Origin of the sequence: Leclercia adecarboxylata, assembly GCF_006874705.1 — a bacterium.
Classification (GTDB): domain Bacteria; phylum Pseudomonadota; class Gammaproteobacteria; order Enterobacterales; family Enterobacteriaceae; genus Enterobacter; species Enterobacter adecarboxylatus_C.
The window spans coordinates 4,373,042-4,399,030 of sequence record NZ_CP035382.1 but is presented as its reverse complement, the minus strand read 5'-3'; the positions used below and the strand labels follow the sequence as shown (position 1 = coordinate 4,399,030).

The following is a 25,989-nucleotide window of genomic DNA, read 5'->3' as shown; positions in this document are numbered from 1 at the left end:
TTTTTCTTTTGTTTTACAGATGCCTGCCACCCCAAGGAGTGTTCATGTCTGAAATCACAATTACATCTTCTCAACAAATCCGCTTGAATCTGTTAAATAACCTCAGCTATGACACTGCAGCTACAGCCGAGGCAATTAAATTTGTGGGTGACGACCCACTGAAGTACCAAATCTTCATTAGCCAGTTTGCTCGTGTGACAACAGAAAATGGGCTGGTGGCTCGAACGACGAAGGCAATCAAAGAGTCAGAAGAAGCGCTTCTGCTGTTTGACACTGCCTCTGGCAGTTAACCTCAGCGCTCTATGAACTGGCCTCGCTTGCTCGGGGCTATATTGCCATGGTAATGGCGTAAAGGTTCTGGCATTAAGCGGCGTGAATTAATGCCCATCTTGCCGCGAAGCAGATAGTGATCACGATTGCGTTGATGGCTGGAGCATAGGCAATCGCGAGCTTAGTCCGAGTCGAAAATTGCATGTAAACCTCCTGATTTTAAGGAAAAGTGGGTAGAAGAATTCTGTGTAATCTATTGTGTGACTTAATAGACTGGTGCTTCCTCTGTTCTATACTCGGCCCTAAATGACTTGGCCTAAATTCCAACACGCTGGACAAGCCGCAAACCCAATAATGAAATGGGTAGAAGCGATCAGCATGCCAGCAATGACCATAGCCAGGTGTAAAGAGAGGATCTGCCCCATGCCAATGAACGGTGCATCAGTAACGACCTACTTTCCCGGCCGTCTCCTGTAAGAGACAAAGGCAAATCCTTTCTAAGGGATAAAATGCGGATAAGCCCTGCAGGGGCTAAAAGGAATAGAGCATGAGCAAACCGGACTGGGAGGCTATCGAATCGGCTTACCGGGCCGGGGTGATGTCCCTCCGTGAAATTGCATCGCAGCACGGCATCAGCGAAGGCGCTATCCGTAAGCGCGCCAAACGCGATGAATGGTCACGTGATCTTAATGCGAAGGTGAAAGAACGCGCTGACGATCTGGTACGCAAAGCCGAGGTACGCAAACAGGTACGCAGCGAAACAACTTTATCGGAACGCGTACTTATAGAAGCCACTGCCGAGGTAATTGCCACGGTACGCATGGAGCACCGCGGAGACATCCGCCGGGCGAGAACCCTAGCGAACGCGTTGTTTGATGAGCTAGAGGCTGAGTGCTCAGACGTTGAGGCGCTGCGTACATTGGGCCAGATGATGCTGGATCCCGATGAGAACGGGCGTGACCGACTGAACGAGCTTTACCATGCCATCATCAGCATGCCGGAGCGCGTTAAGTCGATGAAGGCCCTGAGCGAGACGCTGAAAAATCTCATTGGCCTCGAACGGCAGGCCTACAGCATGGACGAAGGCGAAAAAGATAAGGTCGTTGACGCGCTGTCTGACCTGATGGATTCGCTCTCTCAGGGGGCGTGATGAAACCCGAGCACCTCAAGCTGCTGTCCGATAAAGACTGGCGGCTGAACAATCTCTACTGGATCACCGATAAAGAGGGTAAGCCCACACGCTTCAGGATGACGCCTGAGCAGCGGGAATACTTCGAGGGGATCCACACTCGCAACATCATCCTGAAAGCCCGGCAACTCGGTTTCACCACCGAGGTATGCATCATCCAGCTGGACGCGGCGCTGTTTGAGTCGGCGAAGTGTGCGCTGATCGCCCATACGCTGAACGACGCGAAGCGCCTGTTCCGTGAAAAGGTGAAGTACGCATACGACAAGTTGCCAAAAGAAATCAGGGCGGCGAACCCGGCGAGCAACGACTCTTCTGGTGAGCTGGTATTCAAAAAGGGTGGCTCACTCTACGTCAGTACCTCATTTCGTGGCGGTACGCTTCGCTATCTGCATGTTTCCGAGTTCGGGAAGATATGCGCCAAGTATCCGGACAAAGCCCGTGAAATCGTCACTGGTGCGTTTGAAGCGGTATCAACCGGATGCTTCGCCACTATCGAGAGCACGGCAGAGGGGCGGGCGGGATACTTCTTCGATTACTGCCAGACAGCAGAGAAGGCGCTGCTTCAAGGCAAGCCGCTATCCGCGCTGGACTGGAAGTTTTTCTTCTTCTCATGGTGGAAGAATCCGCAGTACGCCATCGACCCGGTAGAGCCGTTACCTCAGCGTCTGGTTGATTACTTCGATGAGATGGAGGCGAAGCACGGCGTTGTCGTTAATGACCGCCAGAAGGCCTGGTACTACGCCAAAGAGAAAACTCTCGGCGACGACATGAAGCGTGAGTACCCGACCATCCCGGCCGAGGCGTTCCAGCAGTCGGTCGAGGGTGCGTATTACGCCAAGCAGTTCCGCTGGCTCTACACCAATAAGCGGATCGGCCAAATCCCGGATAACTCACACCTCCCGGTACACACGTTCTGGGATATCGGTGTGGGTGACTCCACGGCAATCTGGTTCGTTCGTGAGGTCGGTGAAGAGTTCCACATCATCGACTACTACGAAAACTCCGGTGAGGGCCTCCGGCATTACATGAAGGTGCTTAAGGACCGCGGGTACACCTACGGTGAGCACTGGGGGCCGCACGATATCGAGAACCGCGAGTTTGCTGCTGACGCGAAATCCCGCAAAGAGCTGGCGCGCGAAGGTTACGAAATCGATGGTCAGATGTACTCACTGAATTTCAAAGTGGTGCCGAAAGCCGGCATCGATACCGGTATTGAGTCGGCGCGTGAAATCCTCCCGAAATGCGTATTCGACGAGGAGAAATGCTCGGAAGGTATCTCTCACCTTGAGGGCTACCGGAAAGAGTGGGACGACAAACGCGGCTGCTGGAAAGATAAGCCCCTCCATGACGCCACCTCACATGGTGCTGACGGCTTCCGTTACTTCGCAGTGACGAAGAACAACCGCAAGCAGGTCGGCGCAGTTTTCTTCTAAGGAGCATCGCCAGTGAGCGAACAAGATGACGGCCTTCAACTGGCTGTGAACAACCTCGCCACTGAAATGAGGCGAGCGAATTACCTGAATGCCATCGGCATCGGTGGCGGTAACACAAAGCGCCCAACGCTCTATCAGGAGTTTGGCTACCCGCGCACAATCACCTTCAGCGACTTCTACAACATGTACCGCCGCAACGCCGCCGGGTTCGCAGTTGTGCACCGCCTGCTGGATGGGTGCTGGCAGGATTACCCGGTCATCATCGACGGTGACAAAGCGGAAGAGGCGAAAGAGACCAATCCGTGGGAAAAGAAAGTCACCAAATTTATGAAAAAGCTGTGGTCGAAGGTTAAAGACGCCGATCGCCGCAATATGGTTGGGCGTTATTCCGCGCTGCTGCTGCAGGTAAAAGATAACCGGGAGTGGAGCCAGGAAGTAGACATCGCCCTGGTTAAGCGCCTGGGTGAATCCGCTCTGGTAAAGCTTATCCCGGTGTGGGAACCGCAGCTAACCGTCGCTGACTGGGATAATGACCGCCTGTCGCCGACCTTCGGCCAGCCATTGATGTTCAACTTCAACGAGCAGCCGGTTGGTGATCAGGACTTTGTCGGGCCTATGCGCGGCGAACCAGTGCACCCAAGCCGGGTGATCCTGTTCTGTGAGGGCTCAGAGGATGAAAATGTCCTGTCTGGTATCCCGCTGCTTGAGGCTGGCTATAACAAAGGGCTGGACCTCGAGAAAGTATCGGGCGGTGGTGCCGAGGGCTTCCTGAAGAACGCCAGCCGTCAGATCGCGGTTGAGTTCAGCAAAGATACGGACATGGCCACGCTTGCCAGCCAGGCAAAGGCAGCCGGTTATGACGACCTCGGCCAGGCGATGGGCGACAAGGTCAACAAGCTGAACCGCGGCACCGACGCCGCAGCCGTAATGCAGGCCGGGCAGATGCGAGTCCTCAGCGTGACGCCGGGCGACCCGAGGCCGACGTGGGAGGTCACCGCCAACGAGCTGGCCGCATCGGTGCAGATCCCGTTCACTATCCTGTTCGGTCAGCAGACCGGACGCCTGGCGAGCGACGAGGACAAAACCGACTGGGCCATTCGCCGCAACACGCGCCGCAACACCTTCCTGACCGACCGCATTACCGCGCTGCTCGAGCGCCTCTGGACGCTGGGTATCATTGACCCGCCCACTAATGGTGAAGTCACAATTCAGTGGAGCGATCTGCTGGCGCCCGGCGAGAAAGAGAAAATCGAGACCATGTCCAAACTGGCCGATGTGGTCCAGAAAACGACGGGCATGTATGGCGGTGAGGCGCCGGTCACCATCAACGAACTGCGGAAGGTGATCGGACTTGAACCGCTGCCTGAACAAAAAGAACCGCCGAAACCGGACGATAAGGTGACAACCGATGATCCACTGGCCGATGACACCCGAACAGAAGGAGAAGGTGGGCCTGCCAATAGTTCCGCGCAGTAAGGTTGACCCGACGCGCTCGGCAAAGCAGGTCACCGCGATGTTCCGGGATATCGAAGAGCGGTATCTCGGCATCAAGCGCGCCATTAAGGTCCTATTCGACCAGCGCCTGACCGGGCGAGAGCGAGAGGTTAACAGCCACAACTGGCACTTCCTGTGTCACGTCAACGGCGACGATCAGAGGCTCTACCAGGTCAATGCCGGGAAGTTCATCTATGACATGACCCCGCAGGAGCTGGCGGAGCTGCTCGAAGCGGTGCAGGGCATTCTGGATGATTACCTGCTGGAGGGCGGCGAACAGAACCAGTGGGCGATGGATTACGTCGTCGCTGAGGCGCAACGCGGCACGCTGGAGGCCTTCAATAACCTCTCGCAGCAGTCGCAGGTCTACGCCAGCCAGACGACGCTACAGCAGCTTTTAAGCAGCCCCGGTTATCAAAACCAGATTTCCTCCGCCAGGCTGACAACGTTCAGCGACTGGAAGGCGATCAGCGATGCCGCCCGGGCAGACCTGACAGGCATCATCACCGATGCGGTGGCGCGCGGGGTCAACCCGCGGGAAACGGCCAGTGTAATCAGTAAGCGTCTCGATGTGTCGATGAGCCGGGCCAAGGCTATTGCTCAAACCGAGCAGGTCGGCGCACTGCGGCAGGCGCAGTGGAACGAAACGGACTGGGCCGCCGACCGGCTGGGGCTCAATACCGGTCTGCTGTGGCTATCAGCTCTCAAACCAACGACGCGCAGCTGGCACGCCAGCCGTCACGGCAGGGTGTACACCACCGAAGAGGTGCGCGACTTCTACGCCGTGAACGGGAACCGGTACAACTGCTACTGCAGCCAGATCCCGGCGCTGCTCAACGACGACGGCAGCATTTTCAATGAAGGGTTGGCGGATAAGCTGGCAAAGGAAAGAAAAGCTTGGAGTATCGATAGCTAACCGATAACGTCATGGTAAAAGGAGATTGCCATGAAAAGAATCGATAGCACTCACTACCTCTACCACTGGGTAAAGGCCGAGCCTCATTTGCGGATTAGACGGAAAGACTTCGAGAATGCATTTAAGATATTTCTGCAGATTCTAAGTGACGGCTACATTAAGCACGGTGATGTGGTTAAAACCGGAGGTGAGCGATGTGTTTGCTTCACTGAATCTCCGGAGTACTTTTCACATCGCGATAAGTCAAAATATCAGCCATTCGGATTCAAATTTCATAAAAAAGATATTTTTAAAATGGGCGGAAGGGCGGTTATTTACACTCCCGACCATGAGAGAGATTTAATCCACGAAACTATGTTATGGAGATACATGCGGCATGACCCTTTGGCGATTTCAAATCGCACTCCTTACGGCGTGGATTTTACATGGGAGAGGGAGTGGCGCCTACCAGAACCAGAATTAGGCATTCTTGAAGGATTAGCTATCATAGTGCCTAATGAAGAGTTTTATCAGCGAGTAATCGACATCACAGATGAATGGGTCGAAGAAAGCGCAGCATATTATGCCTTGACGATGGGTGGGGCATATGGATATCCAGACCCGGGATTAAGTAGATACGTCGATACAATTCAAAAATTGTTGTCATTACCAGAGATATTTGATTAACCCGCTCCGGCGGGTTTTTAATTGCCTGAAATCCACCAATGAGGACGCAACGTGAAGCTATCCAGCATCCACGTTAAATCCCTCGCCATCAACGCCTCCAACATCTCAACGACCACCATCAATGGCCAGGAACACTACGTTATTCGTGGTGCGGTTCCGATCGTCGATGACATCGTGATGAATGGCGGCCTGTACCCGGCTGAGGAGATTAACAACAGCTACCAGACGATGGAAGGCAAGCTGATGCCTCTCCCGCACCCGATGGTAGATGGCAAGTATGTCAGCGCCAACGACCCGCGCGCCATCAACGCTTATCACGTTGGTGCCTGGGCGCAGAACGTCAGCAAGTCAGGCGATCAGGTCGTCATGGACGTTTACATCAACAAAGCTGTTGCTGAGACGAAACCCGATGGCAAGCGCCTGATTAATCGCCTCGACGAGATGATCGCCGGCACCAACACCGACCCGATTCACCTCTCAACCGGGCTGCTCACTAACAAAGAGAAGAAATCGGGCGAGTCGAAGGAGAAGAAGTACACCTGGATCGCCCGCAACATGCAGTTCGACCACATCGCCATTCTGCTGGACGAGCCGGGGGCCGGAACGCCAGAAGAGGGCGTCGGCATGTTCGTGAATGCTGACGGACAAGAAGGTGAGGTCGAAACCGCCAGTCTTATCGACGCGGCGAACAGCCTCAAGGACGGCCTGGTAAACAAGGTGAAGTTCTTCCTCACCCACAACTCCGACGCCTCATTCGACGAAATCTACCAGATGCTGCGCGAGGCTATCCGCGCGCCGTCGGGCAGTGACGTTTATCGCTATGTGGTGACCGTCTGGCCGGACAAATTCATCTACGAAGAGGGCTCGAAACTCTTCCAGCAGAAATACCTCATCGATGACAACGCGGTAACGCTGGTCGGTGAGCCCATCGAAGTCGTGCGCAAACCCACTGAGTACGAAGTCAAAACCAACGGAGAACAAAACCCGATGAAACAGAAGATGATCGCCGCGCTCAATGCCGCAGGCGTAACAACCGAGGGGCTGACCGACGATCAGGTCTGGGATGCCTACAACCAGCAGATGCAGAAGAAAACCGGTGACGGAGATCCGGCGGGCACTCAGGTGAACACTGATGCCATTACCGCAGCGGTAAACGCTGCTCTCACTCCGCTGACCGACAAAATCAGCCACCTGGAAACTCAGCTGCAGGCCAATGCGGAGAAAGACACCGCCGAGAAGCGCCAGGCAGTGAAAGCCAAGTTCCCGTTCATGACCGAAGCGGCGATCAACTCTCTGGCCCCCGAAGCGCTGAACGATATGTTCTCGCAGTGCCAGACCAGCACCGGGCTTAACCCTGCATTCTTGGGTAACAGCGCACAAAGCGACATTCTCACCATGGAGGCACCTGAATAATGGCACTCGCTCCTCGTTTCCACACCGTAATCGCGGGCCCCGCCCGCAAGAATGACCCGCAGGTCATTGAGGCGCTGATGGCTGCCGCCGTTAAGCCTGGCTCTCTGGTGATGCTGGACAGCACCGGGAAAATTGCAGTCCATGCGACCGCCGGTGGCACTGGCGTCCCGCTGGCACTCCAGCACAACTACATTGGCGGTGGCGATATCCGTGACCTGGTTCCTGCCGGTGATACTGGTACGGCCATCATGTGCGAAGACGATGTCGACTACCACATGCTGGTTAAGGCTGGCGAGGTGCTGCTGGAGAACGAAGGTCTGATCTCCAACGGTGACGGCACCCTGGCGAAGTCGACCACCCCGGCCACTGACCACATCCTCTTCTACTCACGCGAGAAAATCACTGTCGGCGCGGAAGCGCAGCTCGTGAAAGTTCGCAAATCAGGGAAAGCAACCGCATGAGCATGATCGTTTTCAACAAAAAGCTGGTTACTGAACATAACCAGATTAAGCAGGCGTGGAATCAGCTGCTGATGCAGCGTGAAGCGTTCAACATCAACCAGAACACCATCACCGCCCAGTACAACGGCGCGCTGGAAGTTAACCAGGCAGCGCTGATCTCTAAAGACTACTGGCGCGAAGTGGACAACATCACCACTCGTGTTTTCCGCAATGACGAAGGTAACGGGCTGCTGGATGACCTCCTGGGGCTCGGCACGCCGATATCTATCGGAAAAACCGCCGCTCTGTACCGCGTTTCCAGCGACGCCGGAAAGGTACATCGCACCCTGACTGGCCATGTTCCGGAAGAGCTGGATAAAGTCATCTACGACGAAGCAGGCGACCCGATCCCAATCTTCAATACCGGCTACAGCCGTGAATGGCGTGAATGGAACGGCATGCAGTCGGAAAACCTCGACGCGATGGCCGACGACCAGGAAGCGCACGTTGCGGCTATCCGCGAAGACATGGCTGACTACATGCTGTCTGGTGACGCGAAGGTGAAGGTGAAAGGCTACGTCGGCGCAGGTATCACCAACCACGCCAACACCAATCAGGTGGATCTGAGCGCGTCCGGTCTGAATATCGACCTGACCACCGCCAACCCTGACGAGATGGTCGCGTTCTTCACCGGTCCGTTCGCGAAGCTTCTGGACGATAACTACGTGCAGGAGAAGGTGAAGGTGTGGGTGTCGCCAGACATCATGCGCAACATGAGCAAACCGTATTCCTCTGCTGCCGGCTTCAAAGAAGGCACCGTGCTTGAGTACATCCTGCGCTACGGTCGCATCGAGTCTGTAAACCAGACCTTTAAGCTGACCGGCAACCACTTCATCGCGTACGTGCGCAATTCGCAGTACATCAAGACGCGCATCGCCGCGCCGGTGGGCACCTTCATGATCCCGCGCCAGAATCCGTTCGACAACTACAACACTCTGGTATGGAGTGCGGTAGGTCTGCAGATCAAACGCGATTTCAACGGTCGCTCAAAAGTGTTCAACGCACAGGGTTAAGGGGCTTCGGCCCCTTTTCTTCAGGAGAGAACATGCAAAAGTTAAGAATCGATAAATCGGGCTGCTGGGGCGCGATTGATGGCGTATTCCAGCAACTGCCTGTAGGTCACGAGTTCATCGCGGCATCCGTTCCGCCAGCGTTCGCAGGGCGGGTGTCAGTCGTCGGTGATGTCGATGAGCAGGAGCTTGAAGTCGCCACCCCGGGCGATAATCCTGCAGAGCAGGCAGAGCAGGCAGAGCAGGCAGAGCAGGCAGAGCAGGCAGAGCAGGCAGAGCAGGCAGAGCAGGCAGAGCAGGCAGAGCAGGCAGAGCAGGCAGAGCAGGCAGAGCAGGCAGACACCTCCTCTAAATCGAAGAAGGTGAAATAACCATGGCTGTAGTGCAGATAACAGCGGCGCAGGTTAAACAGCAGTTGTCTGCGCTCGGCTATACCACCGTTCCTGACTTCATGATCGACGCCTACCTGTGCAAGATGGCGAAGATTGAGCCCTGCCTGAATGCCGCCGGTTACGACGATTGCGATATGGTGCTGATTCAGGTCTACGCTGTCACGCTGATGGCCCTGACGGCCTATACGCAGCGGATTAAGTCGCAGGGCGCTCCGTCCGGTGCCTCTCGCTCGTTCGACTACAGCGACAGCGTGCTCAACATGCGTGATGCTCTGCTGGCGCTGGACACCTCCGGCTGCACGTCAGAGCTGCCCATCGATGTCGGGCAGAAGGTCGGCCTGTTCCTCGTCGTTGGGGGCTGCGGATGACGAGGACATCTGTTAAGCAGGGCCTGCCCCGGCCATTCGTTCGAGTCTGGGTGCTGACCGATACCGGACGGGAGACCACCGGCTACGTTAAATCGGACGGCGAGTGGTTCATCAACTGCCCGCGCATCCGGGCGACTGGCGCGAAGGTGCTGAGGTGGAAAGAATGAAACGAGGCGGATTACTGCAAAACAGCCGGTTTTATCGAGTTGGCGAAGTGGTCATGGGATCGTTCATCCCACCGAGCGCTCTCATCCGCAGTGAGCAACTTAAAGGCCAGCGCGGAAACGTGACGATTGTGCTGCGCTGGAAGGAGTGAAACATGGCAACTGTAACAAGCATGGTTAGCGCGTTGAATGTGACGGTCGTTTTCCGCGTTGCAGGTGAGGTCAAAACGTTCAGTGAGTCAGTGGTATCCCCATTGGTTATTGAGCGGTATTTGCAACTGGAATGCGGCGATGCCATAGGGCTTTTCGTGCCGGTCGGTAAAGGCCAGCAAGTCAATGCGCTGAATATCGAGTGGTTTGAGATTGAGCGCGTCACCGCGCCAAAGGAGTGACCCGTGTCGGCAACTGCAAACTGGTCCTACACGGCCAAAGCCACTATCTGGCGTAAAGGTGCAGGCGGCAGGGACGAAAACGGCGATCCCATAAACGGCTATGCCCCTCCGGAAGTAATCATGGTCGATTACGAGGGTGGCCTATCAAAGCGCATCGGCAGCCTGGGCGCTGAAATCGTCGTGAAGAATACCGTCTGGACGGAGTACGCGCTGGCCGACGCCGGGGATTACCTGCTAATTGGTGAATCCAGCGACGCGGATCCGGTTGCTGCTGGCGCTGACGAGGTACGGCAGGTTATCCGCTACGCCGACACATTCGAACGAGTGGCTGACGATTTCGCCATCCTGACTGGAGTCTGATCATGGGCATCAAAGTGAAGGGCATCAGCCAGGCGAAAAAGCATCTCAACGACGTCATCAACGACGTTCAGGGTCGGAAAGCTGTCCGCGCCATCCAGTCAGCGCTGATTCTTATTGGTGCCCGGGCTACGTATTACACCCCCATCGATACCTCTACGCTGGTGAACAGCCAGTTCCGGGAAATTGATGCGGGTGGCGTGATTATTACCGGACGCGTCGGCTATTCGGCCAACTATGCGGCGTATGTCCACGAGGCGTCCGGCAAGTTGAAAGGCCAGCCGCGAGCGCACTTCGGTACCACACGAGCAGGGCAGGAGTTTGGCGGCGGTACCGGGACGGGCAACTATTGGGATCCTCACGGTGAACCTCAGTTCCTGACCAAAGGAGCAAACGAAGAGCGCGATGCTATCGATGCAGTGATGCGCAAGGAGCTTTCGCTATGACACCCATGATGCATGAGCGGGTGCGCAACATGTTCGGTGATGCTGGCCTGACTGCCGGGTTCACGGTGCAGAAACTGATGTATGACGACCCGGAGGATCTGACCCAGGCCGTGATGGTGTTTCGGCCAAACGGTGGTTCGAACATCCGTCATGACCTTGGCTCTGAACATCACGTCCTCGTCGATGTGATCGGCGCGAAGGATAAGCGCGGCGACGCCGCCAATGCCGTGCAGCGCATCGTCGATTATGTCCAGTCCAACCCTATGGCTGATGAGTGTGTCGGCTATATCCAGAACATGGGCGCAATCCCTGCGCCGGTGCTTACGTCAGAAGGGCGGATAGTCTTCCGACTCCAGTTCGCCTGCACCTACGGCGAATAGCCATACCAACCAAATATACCCGCTCCGGCGGGTTTTCTTTTTTATAAGTTAACGAGGAAGTTTCACATGGCTAATTGCCCTAATTCGAACGAACGCCTGTTCGGTGGTGCTGTCGTGCTGGAAGTAAGTGATGGCTGCCAGGATGCAAAGCCGCTGGAAGCTGACTGGCTAGCGCTGGCGGCTGGCACCAATAAAGGCTTCGACTTCAACCCTAACGCCGTTACCTCTGATGCTGATGACGGTGGCGGTTATGTTGAATCCATCATCACCAACAGCGATTTCACCATCAGTTTTGAAGGTGAGGTGCGCAAAAAGGATAAGTTGGATCAGTACGGTATTGGCAAGTTCATCACTAACTTTGCTGCAGAATTGGCGGCCCGTCGTCAGCCTGGTATTTGGGTTCGCATGCCATACGGTCCGGTAACGTTTATCGGCTACATGGTAGTAACGGCACTGAGTTCTGATGGCGGTACTAACGACATTGTCACGTTCTCCACTGAGTTCAAGGTAGGTGATGCGAGCACCATTGAGGTTATCGACAACTCCGCAGCTAGTGCCCTGGTGTTTGTGGCTGATCTGCCATCGACCAAGACGGCTGCCGTGGGTGATGACTTCCAGCTCGGTGTGCAGGTTAGCGGTGGCGTAGCCCCTTACAAATACGACTGGTACAAAAACGGCATCCATACCGGATTATCTACCAGTACCACCGCCATCGACTTCGATAACGCAACCACAGCAGATAACGGCGTGCGTCAGGTGAAAGTGACCGACTACAACGGCAACACAATCACCTCAACGCCTAACACCCTCACCGTCAGCTAACGGACATTCCAAAGGGTGGCCGTGGCTGCCCTTGATAATGATCGTTACCCAGGAAGGACCATGACAGCATTAATCGACATTGGCGAATTTTCTGTCAGTGATGGCCGTGAAGGCGGAAAAGACTACCTGCTGCGACCATCCCTGATGGCTATGACGCGTATCGGCACTCCAGCGGAGATTGTTCAGGCTTATGCCACGGTGCACGGTAGCGATGTTGCTGCCGTCATCCAGTTCTGTACTGATACGCTTGGTCGCTTTCCGGACTGGCTTTCGCCTTCGATGAATCGCATCGCAGAGCGACTGCTATCCCTGAGCATGCATATCATGCAGGCCTGCTGCGATGACGATCTCACCCCGATGATAGGTGAGTGGAAAGGGTGGAGCCGGTATGTTGTTTACCGGCCCGGGCAGATGCCGAGAAACGACATCATCGTGCTGGCTCAGCACCTCATGCAGCATGGCGTTGTAGGTAAGGCCAGTGTGCGCCGCCTGCAGCGGCATGAGTCAGGCGAAACGACGAATGAGTTTAAGGCCTTCGACTACATCAGCGCGGCGCGTAGCCACTTCGGCATGAGTCGGGATGAAGCGGCGGCGCTGACCATGACCGAGTTTCAGCTGATGCTGGCGCAGAAATACCCTGATCAGAAGGGCTTCACCCGCGAAGAGTATGACGCGGTTGCTGATGACTACCTGGCGAAGCAGGCGGCGCGCCGGGCGCGAGAACGGGCAAGGCAGACGTAGTAAGGCATTTTTCCAGGCATCCGCTTGAGATCAATATATCAGCGTTTGCCGTTGCATCAGGTCATTCTTTGGATAAGATGCTTCCGATTGCAATCAAATGGATGATGAAAATGAAGAAAATGGTAATGATGGCGTTAGGTGCGGCACTTTTGGCTGGTTGCGCCTCCTCTGGGAATCAGCAACTGAAAAATGAGACTGAAACAAGTGTTCAGACCAAAATTCAGGAAGGGAAAACGACTAAAGCTGAGGTTAAATCATTTTTCGGATCCCCGGACGCTGTTTCTTACACGGATGGAGGAAATGAAATATGGAAGTATTCTTTCGCAAAAGTGAAGGTCAACGGCACTTCATTCATTCCTTTCTACGGTCTATTCCATAATGGAACCAACGGCACAAAGAAAGAACTTACCGTTTTATTTAACGATGACAAGGTGAAGAAATACACAATGGCTGAGTCCGCTATTAACACCAAATCCGGGTGGGCTGACTAAAAGCCCCGCTTGCCTCGCAAGCATGTGGCTTGAGGTTTGTGTTGCTCTGTTCTTACCCTATTGAGGGGATAGGTATATGAAGAAAGCATTGGCATGCTTATCGTTAATTTTATTCATTTCCGGCTGTGATGCGGGCGGCAATGAAAGTGTTAATGGTGGCTCTGAAACTGCTGTGGCAATGTTTAAATCAGCAATGAGTGAGGGTGATCACCCACCATTCACCTTTAAGGGGCTCGTTTTCAAACCAGACCAGCAAAACTCCAGCAAAGCTATAAGCGGATGGGTTTGCGGCGATGGCACTATGAAGCGTGATGATAAAACCTTTGAATTTAAGGTTAGAGGACACGTCATCAAAACAGAAAATATTTCATATGTAGGCGATATCGCGGCACTGCTGGATAATACCGAAATGGTTAAACACGACACCCTTTACAATAAACATTGCAAAGAATAAGCAATTAAATAACTTATTCAACCTCGCTCAGGCGGGGTTTTTTTATGCCCGGAGAAAGCTATGGCAGGTGAGAAAAACGCTGGCAGCATCGTCTATGAAATAAGCGCTGATGTTGAACCGCTGCTGCAGGGCGGAAAGCAGGCCATTGACGCTCTGGATAAACTGGATGCCGCAGCACAGCAATCTGGAAAGGGTCTGGATGGACTTGACCAGAGCACATCCCAAACCGGATCAGCATTCACCGAACTGGCCGGGTATGCCAATTCGATGGACAACCAACTGCGCAAGCTGAATACCAATGTGAGCGGCATCGCTCGGGCAATGGAAGAGGCCCGGAGCGGCACTGGAGGCGCTAACAGCGAGTTCAATCGAGCTGAATCCATCATTGAAGCACTGGGCAACCAACTCGCGGTGTTGGACGAAGCACAGGAAAATGGTGCGAGGAGCGCCGCAGTGCTGGCCGCCCAGTTGCGAGCAGGGTCAAAGGCAACAGAAGAAGAAAAACAAAAGATCGGCGAACTTACCGGCCAGCTTTTTGATATGAAGCGCACGGCTGATACCGCCGCAGGGGGGAATAAGGGCTGGAAAACCAGCATGCAGCAAGCCGGCTATCAGGTGCAGGACTTTATCGTTCAGGTCCAGGGCGGGCAATCTGCTCTCGTGGCGTTTAGTCAGCAGGGCTCTCAGCTTGCAGGCGCATTTGGTCCTGGAGGTGCAGTGGTTGGTGCCGTGCTTGCGCTAAGCACTGTTGTTGCTGGGGCCTTAATAACCTCTTTGAATGGCGGAAAAAACGCCATGGAGGCGCTGAAAGACGCAGCCGAGGCGATGGATAAAGTCATTACTATTTCTCAAAATGGTGTGGCTGCGCTGTCAGATAAGTATGCAATGCTCGCTAAAACTAATGCTGAAGCAGCGACCATTCTCCGCAATCAAGCCATCATTGAATACAATTCAGCCGTTTCAAAGATCCCGAAGGCTATTGGTGATGCCGCAGCATCGGTAATTGATTTCGGCGATAAAGCTCTCAGCGCTTTTACAGGTGGTTATGCATCAATTAAAGGTTTTAGTGATCGACTTGCCTCGCTGAATATCACCACTGATGACTACACAGAGGCAATGAAGCAGGCTTATGGCGCTGGGCAGGCCTTCCAGGCTACAGCGAGTAGCATCGGCAATACCGTTGGCTCAGTCGCGAGTAAGTTCGCAATCTCTGAGCAAGCTGCCTTTAAGCTTGTTAAACAAATGGATGAAGTGCAGCGGACCAAATCCACAGAAGCACTTCAAAGATTGGTCATAGAATTACAAAACACCAAAAGCTCATCAGATAGCGGAACTAACGCGATTATCGAGTTTTTGAAACCACTAACGGAATTGGTTGGTGCGGCTGGGATGGCAAAAGTCAACTTGGCCGGTATGAACCTTGAGATGGATAATCTCACCGCTGGCCAGAAAAACCTTATCAAGCAGACAGAGCGCAACTTAGCACTGTCAAAATTGCAGGGTGAGGAGCGAGCGCGACTTCAGGCGCAATACGCAGCTGAGGATGCAGGGTTTGCTAAAGACGACCCGCATGCTAAGCAGATGGAGCAGGATGCAGCAGCGACCTACCGTAACACTCAGGCACAGAAGACCCTTCAATCAGAGCAGAAAAAAGGCGAATCACAGGCCGAGCGAAACGCTAAGGTACTGGAGGAGTATCGCCAGAAGGCCGAGCTATCCGCTGACTCGACCGCCAACCTATCACGCGAACAAGCCATCCTGGTGGCTCGCCAGAAACTGATAAACCCAAGCCCGCAGCAAATTGCCCAGATAGAGCGTGATGGTGCCGCTTCTTGGGATAAGGCTGCCGCTCTCAAAGCTCAGGCCGCCGCCGAAAAGCTCCTGCCGGAAGCGCGCGAAAACGCCAGCTATAAACAGGACGTTCAGGATCTGAATACCGCGCTGACTGCGAAGAAAATCAGTCAGGAGCAATACAACGAGACCGCAGAACGTCTGGAGGCTACGCACCAGAACAACCTCGCCAAAATCCGTGCGCAGCAGGCGGTAACGCCGCAGCAGGAAGCCGCTGGCGGCGTCGACCCGGTGCAGCAACTGGCGAACCAGCATGCCCAGCAGCTGGCGCTGATTCAGCAGTATGAGCAGCAGGGGGTGATCACTCACCAGAATGCACTGATGCTGCGCGCCAGTGCCGACAAAGAGTATGAGCAGGCGCGCATCGCCGCCCAGTGGGAGATCTGGCGCAATCAGAGCCTGGCGAATGAGGCCGCCGCGGCAGCATTTGACTCCTTCGCGGGCAACGCATCCAATGCTCTCACAGGCATCATCACCCAAAGCATGACCGCTTCTGATGCTCTTCGTTCGATCGGCAGCACCGTTCTGAACAGCGTGGTTAACACCTTCGTCCAGATGGGGATGCAGTGGGTTAAGTCTGCTGTGATGGGGGCGAATGCCCAGGTGGCCGCCACGGCTACAGCAACCGCTGCCCAAACAGCAGGGATTGCAACGACCACCGCAGCCAGCACAGCATCAGCGGCCACCACTACAGCAGCGTGGACTCCCGCAGCACTTGTCGCCTCGATAGGTTCGTTTGGTGCTGCGGCGGCGATCGGCGTGGGTGCTCTTGTGGCTGCTATGGCGGTCGGGAAGGGACTTGCCGGCAAGCGGAAGAACGGCGGGCCGGTCAGCGCTGGCGGGATGTACCAGGTCGGCGAAGGTGGGATGCCGGAGATTTACCGGGCCAGCACCGGCAAGCAGTACATGATCCCCGGCGATAACGGGAGGGTCATCAGCAATAAGGATATGCAGGGTGGTGGAAGCGGTGGCGGTGGGGTTGTGGTTAACGTGAACAACTACAACGGCTCCGACGTTCAGACCCAAAGCCGAAGCGACAATGGCAGCCAGATTATCGACATCTTTATTCAGGACATGGATACCGGCGGTCCTATGTCTTCAACGCTGCAAGGTACATTCGGGCTTTCACGCCAGGCAAACGGAGATTACTGATGGCAGACGTTAAATACCCGCCATTCCTGCCGCTGCCGCAGCGCGCGAACCAGAACATGACCCAGGACACCAGCTTCCGGCAGAGCAACCCGGCAGTGGGGCCTTCGGTGTTCACGCCGATCACTACTGACCTGAAAACGTCCTGGAACCTCAGCTGGATATTCACACTGGCTGAAGCCGAGCGCTTCAAGTCGTGGCTGCGCTCGCCGAACTACTGCAATCGCGGGCAGGCGTGGTTCGATATCCCGATTGACCTGGGTGACACACAGGGCGTGCAGGTGCAGGAGGTTCACTTCCTGACCATGCCTGTGCAGACCAGCAAGAACGGTAATACCGTCACCTGGACGGCAGATATCATCTGCAACTTCCTGGAAGACATCACGGAAGATTACGACGACTGGATCATAAACGCGCAGCCGGGCGCCGGTTACTGGTACGACTTACTCGTTACGGAGATCCTCCCAGATGCCAACCCTTAGGGAATGGAAAGAGCGCCGCCCGGCGTCGGACCTCAAGCAGACGGTAACCTTCAGCCACTCTGCTTTCGGCACCGATCGCCTGGTGAACAACTTGTTCCAGCCTGCCAATTTTGCAGGGAGCCAGTACCAGCCGACGCGGTTTGATTTCTCTGAACCGGCGCAGGACGGCACCACCACGCTGAACGCATCGATTACCTTTGCGGCCCTGTCGCAGGACATCAAGCAGCGACTGAAGTTGTGGCGCGGCCCGGCACGTATGGAGCCGATCACCTTCCGCTACGATATCTGGGAAAAAATCGGCGACACGGCCCCGCTAAAGTCGTACTCCATGTACGTTCGCGATGTGGCCTCTGCTGCTGAAAACGTCTCGGTGACGGTTGGGATGACCAACCCCCTGACCGTGGCCACCAACATCATCTACACCGTCGACCTGTACCCCGGCCTGAGCAACCTCTGATGCAAAAAATCGATTTTATACGGAAGGTCATCGGCCTCCCGTGGGCTAACCGCGCCTGCAGCTTTGATGCGGTGGACTGCTGGGGGCTTATCGTCCTGTACCACAGGCATGTGTCCGGGATTGAGATCCACCAGACGCCGGATTACGAAGCCGGGGGCGACTTCATCACCTGTTACGAAGGTGATGTTGTGTTCTGGCGGCCAGGCGCGCGCCTCGACGGCAATATTGCTGTTTTCTACCGCGGCGATAACCCGGATCACGTTGGCATGGTCATTGAGGGTAACCGCTGCCTGCATTCTCGCGGAGAGGGCGGGGGCGTGCGCATTGACCCGCTGCCTGTTCTCGAGCGGGCATTCACCAGAACGGAGTTTCTTCAGTATGGCGACATTTGATATACAGCGACTTCCTGGTGCGCCGAAACAACGCGGGAGTCTTGAGCCCGGGCAGCATATGGTTGACTGGCTGGATGGGCAAAAGCTGCATAATTGCGTTCTCCTGAGGCTTAATGGCAAAGAGCTCGGTGACGACTTCGATCTCGGGTACCGATTCAGAGTGGGCGATCACCTTTCAGTTTTCGACCAGCCCCAGAACATGGGTGGATTAAAAGACCTCATTAAGCTGTCAGCACCGTGGGAAGCACTGAACCCCATCAAGCTAACCAAAAAGTCACTGGCCGCGCTGCAGAAGACGCTGGTCGGCGACATAAAGAAAACGCCGTCCGTTGCGACAGGAGAGTCGCCAAACAACGATCTCACCGGGCAGACCAACGTTGCCCGCCTGTATAAGGGCAGGCCAAACATCTACGGCCAGGTGCGCTCATACCCGGACCTGATTCAGGAGTCACTGTTCGAATTCATCGACAACAAAAAGTACATCACTGAATTCATGGAGATCGGCTACGGTCGATATAACGTGTCCTCGGTGCGGTATTCCGAATCATCCCTCTCCGCAATGGCCGGGGCGAGTTATCAGATTTATCAGCCTGGCGACGTGATCGGCACCATTAACGAGGGTTACGCCTTCGATGATGTTGACGGGCAGGAATTGCCAGGGCTGAACGAAGATAGCGGGGTCATTAAGCAACAGGCCACAGTAAACAGCATCGTGCAGGGCACATATGCCGGCGGGCAGATCTCTGTGAAAATCGAGAGGAACCCTGACTTCGATTACTTCTACGATGCGGTAAAACCCCTGTATGTGACGTTTATTCTCAACGTGACCTATCCAGCAGCATCCGGCAATGTCACGAAAAATATTACCGTCACCGGTACGCTCATTGACTCCACGATGATGGACGATGGGGCCCTGGTTGACCCCGTTCAGTTTTATACGTTTGTATTTGCCGATCTCGGCGGCGCCGATATCGCGCAGACGCCAGCAACCGCCACGATCAATAACACGTATTTCCAGTTGACCGAGTACGAGGGGACTGTGGTTGGTCCGTTCTTTGCTGCGGTTGAGTCGTCCTGGCTGTGGTTTCACCTGTCGGGAAATCTGGGTGGCGGGAAGAGTGGCCCGGTCACCATTAAGTGGTGGGCGGTGGATGATGACAACGACATCATTCCCGGAACCGAGCAGTCGCTGGACGTTGACGTAAAGAACACCAGTGGCAGTCAGGATTACGTCTATTACACGTTCAAGGCGCAGCCGGCGGCCGGTAAGACACGATACGCCTTTAGCCTGCAACGTACCAATAACTCCAGCGACAGTTCCACGCTGTACATCCTCGCGGCCCACTCCATCAACATTCGCACTAACGTGACGTACCCGGATGACACTCTGGTTAAAGTGACGGTGCAGGAGACGGAAAACGCCTCAGGCATCAAGGATCGTAAATATAACCTGCTGGCCAATCGCCTGATGATTTCGTACAACCGCACCACTGGGCTCGTTGATACCACGCTGCGCGCATCACGTTCATTCGCAGACGCCGTGCTGCATGAGTGGGTGATGGTTGCGAAACAGGACGTTAGTCGACTGGATTTGCCGACGCTGTATGCGATCGCCGATAGCCTGCCGGATGCGCAACTCGGGTACTTCGATTACACCTTTTCCGATTCTAAGCAGTCCCTTGGTGAGCGTATCCAGGTGATCTGCAACGCTGCCCGGGTGGATATCAACTGGATCGGTGATGTCCTGACGTTCTGGCGGGATGAAAAGGCTATCGTCCCCGCAGCTGTTTTCGGCCGCAGCAATATGTTCTGGGATGGCTTCAAAATGGGTTATTCGATGAGCCTGCCTAATGGTTACGACGGCATCACGCTGGACTACGTCGAGCCGCGCACCAATAAAAAAGCCTATATCTATCTCGAGGTTGGGACGTCTGGTATCCATGAGGTCACAGCACCGACAGAAAACGCTATGACAGTCAGCCTTTCCGGATGCCGAAATGTCACGCAGGCGCGCAATCGGGCCTGGCTTGAGGCTAACCGCCTGGTGCAGTCTCGCCTCAGCCAGACAGTGAAGGTATTCGAGACAACGCAGGTCGTGCGTGGCGCAGTGGTGCAGTGCCCGGACATGTACGACAACGATCAGCAGACCGGTTACCTGAAAGGCCGGGCCGGTGATGTCTTTGAAACCTCTGAACGCCTCAACTTCACGGGTGACATGTGGGTGGTGATGACGGACAGCCTGGGTAATTTCCATGGCCGATACCGGGCCTACCCGATCGCCGGGAACCCGAAAGCGTTCACAGCTGCCGCAGAGGTGTTTGATCTGAATATCTACGATGGTCGCACTGTGCAAACTCCGTCCCGCTATTTCCTGGCAAGCAGCGAGGAGCTTAATTCCACACTGTGGCGCGTCGAATCCTCAAAACCTAACGGGGATGACACACAGACGCTTTCGCTCGTTGAGTACAGCGACGACATTTATCTGAACGACTAACCAGCAAACAATAAGCTGGCTTCGGGTATATCCCGAGGCCTCTTCATGTCTGAAAGAGAATAATATGGCTAAATCCTACCTGAATATTCCGGTTCCCACTCCAACGCAAAACCCGGTTCCGAGTGCAGACATTCGGGATCACGTATTTGGCGGCGCGAAGGTTGACGAATTTGTTACCTCCCTGGTTAACACCTATATCGACCGCTTTGGTCAGCAGCACCACACCATTGAAGGTTTGCGTTGGTTAGCTCAGCAAGCTATTGCTCAATATGGATGGATCCCGGTCGGTACGTTTCAGGATGGGGCAACACTGACGCTGCCAAATCAGATACTGAAAGATGAAACGGATGGGGAGTATTACCGCTGGGATGGCTCGTTCTTGCCATCGGGAAAAGTGGTTCCGGCAGGGTCCACACCTGCTTCATCGGGTGGGCTCGGCGTGGATAAGTGGCTAAGCGTTGGCGACTCGTTACTGCGTAGTGAGTTACTTGCTGGCCCCATTCGAGGGAGGGGTACAGGCCTGGCGCTGAGGGATTTCTACAGCGTGCGGGATTGGGGGGTGATTGGTGACGGGACAGATGAAACCGCAAAACTTCAGAGTGCGATTGATGGTGTCGCTGCACTTGGCGGAGGGACATTACTCATCCCAGCAGGAATGACTATCAAGTGTTCTGACCGGCTGTATGGACGCAAAGGGGTATCCATAAAATGTGACTCAACCAGCTGGCTTGATTTTCGTGGTGCGCCATGGCTGACCCCTAACAACAACATGGCGTTGCTGGGTTACTACGGCACGGCTGGTTCGTTCATCACGCCTACGGCTGATATGGTTGTCGGGAGCAACAAGATAGGCGTTCCTGATGCTTCTGTGTTCAAAGTCGGCGATATGATCGAGCTGAGCATGGATGACCAGGGTAAATGGAATGACACCAGTGTGGTAGTCACTGCAGGCCAACTTGCTATCGTTACGAGCGTCTATCCCGCCACAAACAACATTGTTATCAGCGAGCCACTCTACGAAACGTTGACGCTGGCCAAGAGTGCGCGTATTCGCATTATCGATCCGGTAGAGAATATTATAGTTGATGGTTTAGGCATTATTGGCAATGGCCGTAACCCGGCAGGAAACGCTGAGCAAGGGCTGAAGTTTTTCTTCGGCCGTAACATTCAAATTAAGAATTGCCGTGTTAAGGACGTGGATACACAGTCACTGGCTGTTGTGTCTTGTTATGGTGCGATTATCGCAGATAACCGCGTCGATCACCCGCCACTGGGGGCCATCGATGTTATTTCTTATGCCATCGTGTATGCATCTTCAATGCATGTAGAAATTCATGGTAACCACGGCATTAACGCACGGCATGGAATTATCTCATCGCATCTGGCCCGCATTTACGGTTACTACGGAATAAGCCGTTTTATTGACATTCACGACAATACCCATACGTCGAACTATGGTGATCTGGGATCTGCTGGGTTTATCAGGGCTCATGGTGGTATTGCCACGCATACAGATGCTGAATATGTCAGTATTCACGACAATACAATCGTTGGTTGCCGTTATGGCATAAACGTTCGTACTGCTAATAACAGTGTTAAGAATAACAAAATTCATGACTGCCCTGTCGGAGTTTATTTAAGTGAATACTGGGCAGAAATAGAGGTTGCTGGTAATGAAATATATGACTGCGGCAATCCATTCATAACCGATAATACGCCGTATGAATTTGCTCGTGGTGTTATTGATGTGCATGACAACACAGTAACCCGCTGCGGAGGTTCTGCATTTACTTTCCCTGCTGGCTATAAATCAACACTTCTCTTTGAGAGAAATACCATCCGGCAGCCTGTTAACACTGGCGTTTCAGCAGCGGTGTCGGCGTATAACAACGTTGATTTCACTGCCGCTGATAATGATATTCAGGTAAACGATACTTTTGCATTCCGAGCTGCAGGCACTGGTATGCAGAAGATTATGAGCAATGAAATAAAACATCTGGTTGTATCGGCTTCAGCCGCTGTTTCTGTAGTTTCAGCGACGAATTTTGTTATCACTGGAAACGTAGTTGAGATTCCGACTGGAAGCACGGGTGGGAATATTGCATGCCCGACCCGCCTGGATGCTCCAAAGAGCATCGTGTCGAATAACTATAAAATCGAGGTGTGATGATGGTTACAGTAAATAACGACCCGAGGTGTGCGACGAATGAAGCTCAGTCCTTCGGGTCTTTCGCTATTGCACTTCAGGACGATGAGGCTGCTGTGCTAAATTTGCCTGTTGATTACGGTCATGTGTTTGTTGCTGAATCAAGTACGAGCAATCATGGTATGGCATGGATCAGAGGATCATCTGCTGTTAAATATTTTGGCGGGGCTAACTTTGACGTGCTGACAAATACCGTGTTAAGTGGGATTACAGGAGCAGATGGTAAGCTCACAATTTCATCAAATGGGAGTAAGTGCTACATCGAAAATCGAACCGGCGCGGCGATCAATATATCGATGACTTTCTTGGGTATGGCGACGAACAGAATATGATGCAGAATAAGATTGATATCTCACCGTTAATGCATGCACTTGTTTGCGTGGTTATCCAGTGCGCAATTGGTCTGAGTTTTGGAGTCTGGTCTACTGGTGGTGCCCTTGGTTGCATGTGGTTCATCGCCCGTGAGCACACCCAGGCCGAGTATCGCTGGATCGCCCAGTTCGGCGGCGGCAAACGGGCTAACATGCCGTGGTGGAGAGGTTTCGACTTGCGGGCATGGAACATACCCAGCCTTCTCGACTGGTTCGTTCCTGTTCTGGCCTGCACCGCCGTATATTTTGTCGCCGCAGTTTAACTCCTGACGGCGGCATTGATAGGCGTCGCCGCATTGATCTGCACTCTCTTTAAAACTACTGTATATAAAAACAGTGTGCGCCGGGAGACCGGTAGAGATCAAGGGGTGAAAGTCCCCGACCATTGAAGGACCAGCAATCCACAAGGTCCCCGAGTCATGCGTTGCATACCGCGAGGTATGGGGCGAAGCGTTGACAGGGGTGTTGACAGGCCAGCCATTGAGCCACGAAATGTATATTAAATTACCGGGTGCCGACGTTGTACTGTTAACGGAAGGCAACATCATAGGGTGCGATACTGCGAGTGCCACATGGACCCGGCGGGGTCTGAGACCCTGGCATGTCAATACGATCTCTACGCGGGAACCGGGAGATCTCCCCTCTGACCATCTGCCAGTGTCGGAGATGGCCCGCACCGGGAAGACGAGGAGTCATAGCCGGTGATGTACGGAGAGGAGAAGTCGGACTCGCTCATAGTAGCGGCGAAGCAGGCGAACAACCCGAAAGGAGCGGAGTCAGTGGAGCGAAGGAGCGGGGCCAAGGGGAACGCGGAACAGCCACACATGCGCCGGACACAGAGCCGGGAAAGCATGTCACAGAGGCTGTCACGCGTGCGGGAAGCTGCGAAGCAGCGGAAGAAAGAACGGTTTACAGCATTGTTCCACCTGCTGACAGTCGAAGCACTGGAAGCCGCATTCCTCTCCCTGAGCAGGAAAGCGGCCGCCGGAGTGGATGGCATCAGGTGGATGGACTACGCCGGAAACATGAAGAACAACATAACAGATCTGCACCGGAGGCTACATCAGGGCAGCTACAGGGCGCAGCCCGGCAGGCGTCACTACATCCCAAAAGCGGATGGAAAACAACGCCCGCTCGGCATCGCCTCGCTGGAGGACAAGATCGTCCAGTATGCGCTGGTGAAAATCCTGAACGCAGTCTATGAAAACGACTTTATGGGGTTCTCATACGGGTTCAGACCCGGGCGAAGCCAGCACGATGCACTGGACGCACTGGCCACAGGGCTGGTACGCACTAACGTAAACTGGGTACTGGATGCCGACATCAGTCAGTTCTTTGACAGGGTGAGCCACGAATGGCTGATCAGGTTCACAGAGCATCGGATCGGCGACCGGAGGGTAATCAGGCTCATACGTAAGTGGCTCACAGCCGGGACGTCGGAGGAGGGTCAATGGCGAGCAACGGAGGAAGGCACCCCACAGGGTGCGGTCATCTCACCGCTGCTGGCAAACATATACCTCCACTACGTCTTCGATCTGTGGGCGCATCAGTGGCGACGTCGCTATGCCACAGGCAATGTGGTAATGGTCAGATACGCCGATGACATCGTCATCGGGTTCGACAAACGATACGATGCCCGGCGCTTCCGTATAGCCATGCAGCGCAGACTGAGGGAGTTCGGACTCACGGTTCACCCGGAGAAAACCCGTCTGATGGAGTTCGGCCGCTTCGCTGCCGAAAACCGTGCCATCAGGGGAAAAGGCAAACCAGAAACGTTCAACTTCCTCGGGTTCACGCACATCAGCGGGAAAGATCGCAACGGCAGGTTCATGCTGATACGAAAGACCCGCCGGGATCGGATGACGGCAACTCTGAAAGCCATCAAAGACGGTCTGCGAAGGCGCTGGCATTACTCAATCCCCGAACAGGGAAAATGGCTCAGGAGAGTGGTTCAGGGATACCTGAACTATCACTCGGTACCGGGCAACTTCCCCACCATGCAGAAGTTCAGGACACACGTAACAAACCTCTGGCGCCGGGCGCTCAGGCGCAGGAGCCAGAAGGATGATACGACCTGGACGAAAGCAAACAAACTGGCAGCCGCATGGCTACCAAGGGTTCGGGTTCTTCATCCATGGCCTGTGGAGCGGTTCACCGCCAGACACCCGAGGCAGGAGCCCGGTGCGTAAATCGCGCACGCCGGGATCTGTGCGGGGGGTATCCGGTAACGGGTATCCCTACCGCGACATAAAATCAGGAGTGGTTGTTTATGGAATTTTACACGCCAGCAGAGTTGCGCGGCATTGTCGCGCTACCCCTTTACGCAAGTCTTGTTCAGTGTGGGTTTCCGTCCCCGGCGGCGGATTATGTTGAGCAGCGCATCGATTTAAACGAACTGATGATCCAGCATCCCAGCGCAACATATTTTGTTAAAGCAGCGGGAGATTCCATGGTCGAAGCGGGCATCAGTGACGGAGACCTGCTGGTGGTGGACAGTTCCAAAACGGCTGAACACGGGGATATAGTCATTGCAGCCGTAGGCGGCGAATTTACCGTTAAAGTCCTGCAACTTCGCCCGACGGTGCAGCTGAATCCCATGAATAGTGCCTATTCACCGATCGTGGTGGGCAGCGAGGAAACCCTGGATATCTTCGGGGTGGTGACGTACATAGTTAAATCAACAAGCTGA

At 54.5% G+C, this 25,989-nt stretch carries 31 protein-coding genes; all 31 read left to right on the top strand.

The features are described from left to right. Positions 1 to 44: 44 nt before the first annotated feature. The 31 genes from ES815_RS21940 (at position 45) to ES815_RS21790 (ending at position 25,989) form a co-directional block, all read left to right on the top strand. Positions 45 to 290 carry a DUF2560 family protein gene (locus ES815_RS21940; protein WP_142489716.1) on the top strand — a complete coding sequence of 82 codons (246 nt, stop codon included), beginning with the start codon at positions 45 to 47 and terminating at the stop codon, positions 288 to 290. A 527-nt stretch (positions 291 to 817) separates the two neighbouring features. Next, a complete protein-coding gene (locus ES815_RS21935; protein ID WP_142489715.1) occupies positions 818 to 1,420 on the top strand; it encodes a hypothetical protein in 603 nt (200 codons plus the stop codon). Beyond that, positions 1,420 to 2,892 carry a terminase gene (locus tag ES815_RS21930; protein WP_142489714.1) on the top strand — a complete coding sequence of 491 codons (1,473 nt, stop codon included), beginning with the start codon at positions 1,420 to 1,422 and terminating at the stop codon, positions 2,890 to 2,892. Before ES815_RS21935 ends, ES815_RS21930 begins: the two co-directional genes overlap by 1 nt. 12 nt (positions 2,893 to 2,904) lie before the next feature. Continuing rightward, positions 2,905 to 4,368, top strand: coding sequence for a DUF1073 domain-containing protein (locus tag ES815_RS21925; protein WP_142489713.1), 1,464 nt, complete (start codon positions 2,905 to 2,907; stop codon positions 4,366 to 4,368). Further along, positions 4,301 to 5,302 (top strand): phage minor head protein, encoded by a 1,002-nt coding sequence (locus ES815_RS21920; RefSeq protein WP_142489712.1) that lies wholly within the window; start codon positions 4,301 to 4,303, stop codon positions 5,300 to 5,302. The genes ES815_RS21925 and ES815_RS21920 overlap by 68 nt, the downstream gene beginning before the upstream one ends. 30 nt (positions 5,303 to 5,332) lie before the next feature. After that, the gene (locus ES815_RS21915; RefSeq protein ID WP_142489711.1) at positions 5,333 to 5,968 is read left to right on the top strand and encodes a hypothetical protein; all 636 of its coding nucleotides are present in this window, start codon (positions 5,333 to 5,335) and stop codon (positions 5,966 to 5,968) included. Positions 5,969 to 6,019: 51 nt separating this feature from the next. Continuing rightward, a complete protein-coding gene (locus tag ES815_RS21910; RefSeq protein ID WP_142489710.1) occupies positions 6,020 to 7,381 on the top strand; it encodes a DUF2213 domain-containing protein in 1,362 nt (453 codons plus the stop codon). Beyond that, on the top strand, positions 7,381 to 7,842 hold the full coding sequence (locus tag ES815_RS21905) for a hypothetical protein (protein ID WP_142489709.1): 462 nt from the start codon (positions 7,381 to 7,383) through the stop codon (positions 7,840 to 7,842). The genes ES815_RS21910 and ES815_RS21905 overlap by 1 nt, the downstream gene beginning before the upstream one ends. Continuing rightward, complete coding sequence (locus ES815_RS21900) at positions 7,839 to 8,894, top strand: major capsid protein (RefSeq protein ID WP_032180602.1); 1,056 nt, start codon at positions 7,839 to 7,841, stop codon at positions 8,892 to 8,894. The genes ES815_RS21905 and ES815_RS21900 overlap by 4 nt, the downstream gene beginning before the upstream one ends. Positions 8,895 to 8,926: 32 nt before the next feature. Further along, a complete protein-coding gene (locus ES815_RS23855) occupies positions 8,927 to 9,262 on the top strand; it encodes a hypothetical protein (RefSeq protein ID WP_142489708.1) in 336 nt (111 codons plus the stop codon). Positions 9,263 to 9,264: 2 nt separating this feature from the next. Continuing rightward, positions 9,265 to 9,651: a hypothetical protein gene (locus ES815_RS21890; protein ID WP_142489707.1), complete on the top strand. Its 387-nt coding sequence runs from the start codon at positions 9,265 to 9,267 to the stop codon at positions 9,649 to 9,651. After that, positions 9,648 to 9,818, top strand: coding sequence for a 50S ribosomal protein L13 (locus tag ES815_RS21885; RefSeq protein ID WP_142489706.1), 171 nt, complete (start codon positions 9,648 to 9,650; stop codon positions 9,816 to 9,818). Before ES815_RS21890 ends, ES815_RS21885 begins: the two co-directional genes overlap by 4 nt. Beyond that, on the top strand, positions 9,815 to 9,967 hold the full coding sequence (locus tag ES815_RS23795) for a hypothetical protein (RefSeq protein ID WP_185902362.1): 153 nt from the start codon (positions 9,815 to 9,817) through the stop codon (positions 9,965 to 9,967). Before ES815_RS21885 ends, ES815_RS23795 begins: the two co-directional genes overlap by 4 nt. A 3-nt stretch (positions 9,968 to 9,970) precedes the next feature. After that, entirely contained in the window at positions 9,971 to 10,207 is a 237-nt protein-coding gene (locus tag ES815_RS21880) for a hypothetical protein (protein WP_142489705.1), read from the top strand. A gap of 3 nt (positions 10,208 to 10,210) precedes the next feature. Then, entirely contained in the window at positions 10,211 to 10,567 is a 357-nt protein-coding gene (locus tag ES815_RS21875) for a hypothetical protein (RefSeq protein WP_142489704.1), read from the top strand. A 2-nt stretch (positions 10,568 to 10,569) separates the two neighbouring features. Further along, positions 10,570 to 11,010 carry an HK97 gp10 family phage protein gene (locus tag ES815_RS21870; protein ID WP_142489703.1) on the top strand — a complete coding sequence of 147 codons (441 nt, stop codon included), beginning with the start codon at positions 10,570 to 10,572 and terminating at the stop codon, positions 11,008 to 11,010. After that, a complete protein-coding gene (locus ES815_RS21865) occupies positions 11,007 to 11,390 on the top strand; it encodes a hypothetical protein (RefSeq protein WP_142489702.1) in 384 nt (127 codons plus the stop codon). Before ES815_RS21870 ends, ES815_RS21865 begins: the two co-directional genes overlap by 4 nt. Positions 11,391 to 11,456: 66 nt before the next feature. Beyond that, positions 11,457 to 12,212, top strand: coding sequence for a phage tail tube protein (locus ES815_RS21860; protein ID WP_142489701.1), 756 nt, complete (start codon positions 11,457 to 11,459; stop codon positions 12,210 to 12,212). Positions 12,213 to 12,272: 60 nt separating this feature from the next. Continuing rightward, the gene (locus ES815_RS21855) at positions 12,273 to 12,953 is read left to right on the top strand and encodes a DUF6246 family protein (RefSeq protein ID WP_142489700.1); all 681 of its coding nucleotides are present in this window, start codon (positions 12,273 to 12,275) and stop codon (positions 12,951 to 12,953) included. A 77-nt stretch (positions 12,954 to 13,030) separates the two neighbouring features. After that, the gene (locus ES815_RS21850) at positions 13,031 to 13,444 is read left to right on the top strand and encodes a hypothetical protein (protein WP_259470116.1); all 414 of its coding nucleotides are present in this window, start codon (positions 13,031 to 13,033) and stop codon (positions 13,442 to 13,444) included. A 76-nt stretch (positions 13,445 to 13,520) separates the two neighbouring features. Further along, on the top strand, positions 13,521 to 13,898 hold the full coding sequence (locus tag ES815_RS21845) for a hypothetical protein (protein ID WP_142489699.1): 378 nt from the start codon (positions 13,521 to 13,523) through the stop codon (positions 13,896 to 13,898). Positions 13,899 to 13,958: 60 nt separating this feature from the next. Further along, positions 13,959 to 16,901: a tail protein (tape measure) gene (locus ES815_RS21840; RefSeq protein ID WP_142489698.1), complete on the top strand. Its 2,943-nt coding sequence runs from the start codon at positions 13,959 to 13,961 to the stop codon at positions 16,899 to 16,901. Continuing rightward, positions 16,901 to 17,380, top strand: a complete 480-nt coding sequence (locus tag ES815_RS21835; RefSeq protein WP_142489697.1) for a hypothetical protein — start codon at positions 16,901 to 16,903, stop codon at positions 17,378 to 17,380. The genes ES815_RS21840 and ES815_RS21835 overlap by 1 nt, the downstream gene beginning before the upstream one ends. Further along, entirely contained in the window at positions 17,367 to 17,837 is a 471-nt protein-coding gene (locus ES815_RS21830; RefSeq protein WP_142489696.1) for a hypothetical protein, read from the top strand. Before ES815_RS21835 ends, ES815_RS21830 begins: the two co-directional genes overlap by 14 nt. Continuing rightward, a complete protein-coding gene (locus tag ES815_RS21825; RefSeq protein WP_142489695.1) occupies positions 17,837 to 18,229 on the top strand; it encodes a C40 family peptidase in 393 nt (130 codons plus the stop codon). Before ES815_RS21830 ends, ES815_RS21825 begins: the two co-directional genes overlap by 1 nt. Continuing rightward, on the top strand, positions 18,216 to 20,723 hold the full coding sequence (locus ES815_RS21820; RefSeq protein WP_142489694.1) for a host specificity factor TipJ family phage tail protein: 2,508 nt from the start codon (positions 18,216 to 18,218) through the stop codon (positions 20,721 to 20,723). The genes ES815_RS21825 and ES815_RS21820 overlap by 14 nt, the downstream gene beginning before the upstream one ends. Before the next feature lie 64 nt (positions 20,724 to 20,787). Further along, positions 20,788 to 22,890: a right-handed parallel beta-helix repeat-containing protein gene (locus ES815_RS21815; protein ID WP_142489693.1), complete on the top strand. Its 2,103-nt coding sequence runs from the start codon at positions 20,788 to 20,790 to the stop codon at positions 22,888 to 22,890. Positions 22,891 to 22,892: 2 nt separating this feature from the next. Continuing rightward, complete coding sequence (locus ES815_RS21810; RefSeq protein WP_142489692.1) at positions 22,893 to 23,261, top strand: hypothetical protein; 369 nt, start codon at positions 22,893 to 22,895, stop codon at positions 23,259 to 23,261. Continuing rightward, the gene (locus ES815_RS21805) at positions 23,258 to 23,563 is read left to right on the top strand and encodes a hypothetical protein (protein ID WP_260609646.1); all 306 of its coding nucleotides are present in this window, start codon (positions 23,258 to 23,260) and stop codon (positions 23,561 to 23,563) included. Before ES815_RS21810 ends, ES815_RS21805 begins: the two co-directional genes overlap by 4 nt. 438 nt (positions 23,564 to 24,001) lie before the next feature. Further along, positions 24,002 to 25,489 (top strand): group II intron reverse transcriptase/maturase, encoded by a 1,488-nt coding sequence (gene ltrA, locus ES815_RS21795; protein ID WP_004178082.1) that lies wholly within the window; start codon positions 24,002 to 24,004, stop codon positions 25,487 to 25,489. Between the two features lie 80 nt (positions 25,490 to 25,569). Continuing rightward, the gene (locus ES815_RS21790; RefSeq protein WP_142489691.1) at positions 25,570 to 25,989 is read left to right on the top strand and encodes a translesion error-prone DNA polymerase V autoproteolytic subunit; all 420 of its coding nucleotides are present in this window, start codon (positions 25,570 to 25,572) and stop codon (positions 25,987 to 25,989) included.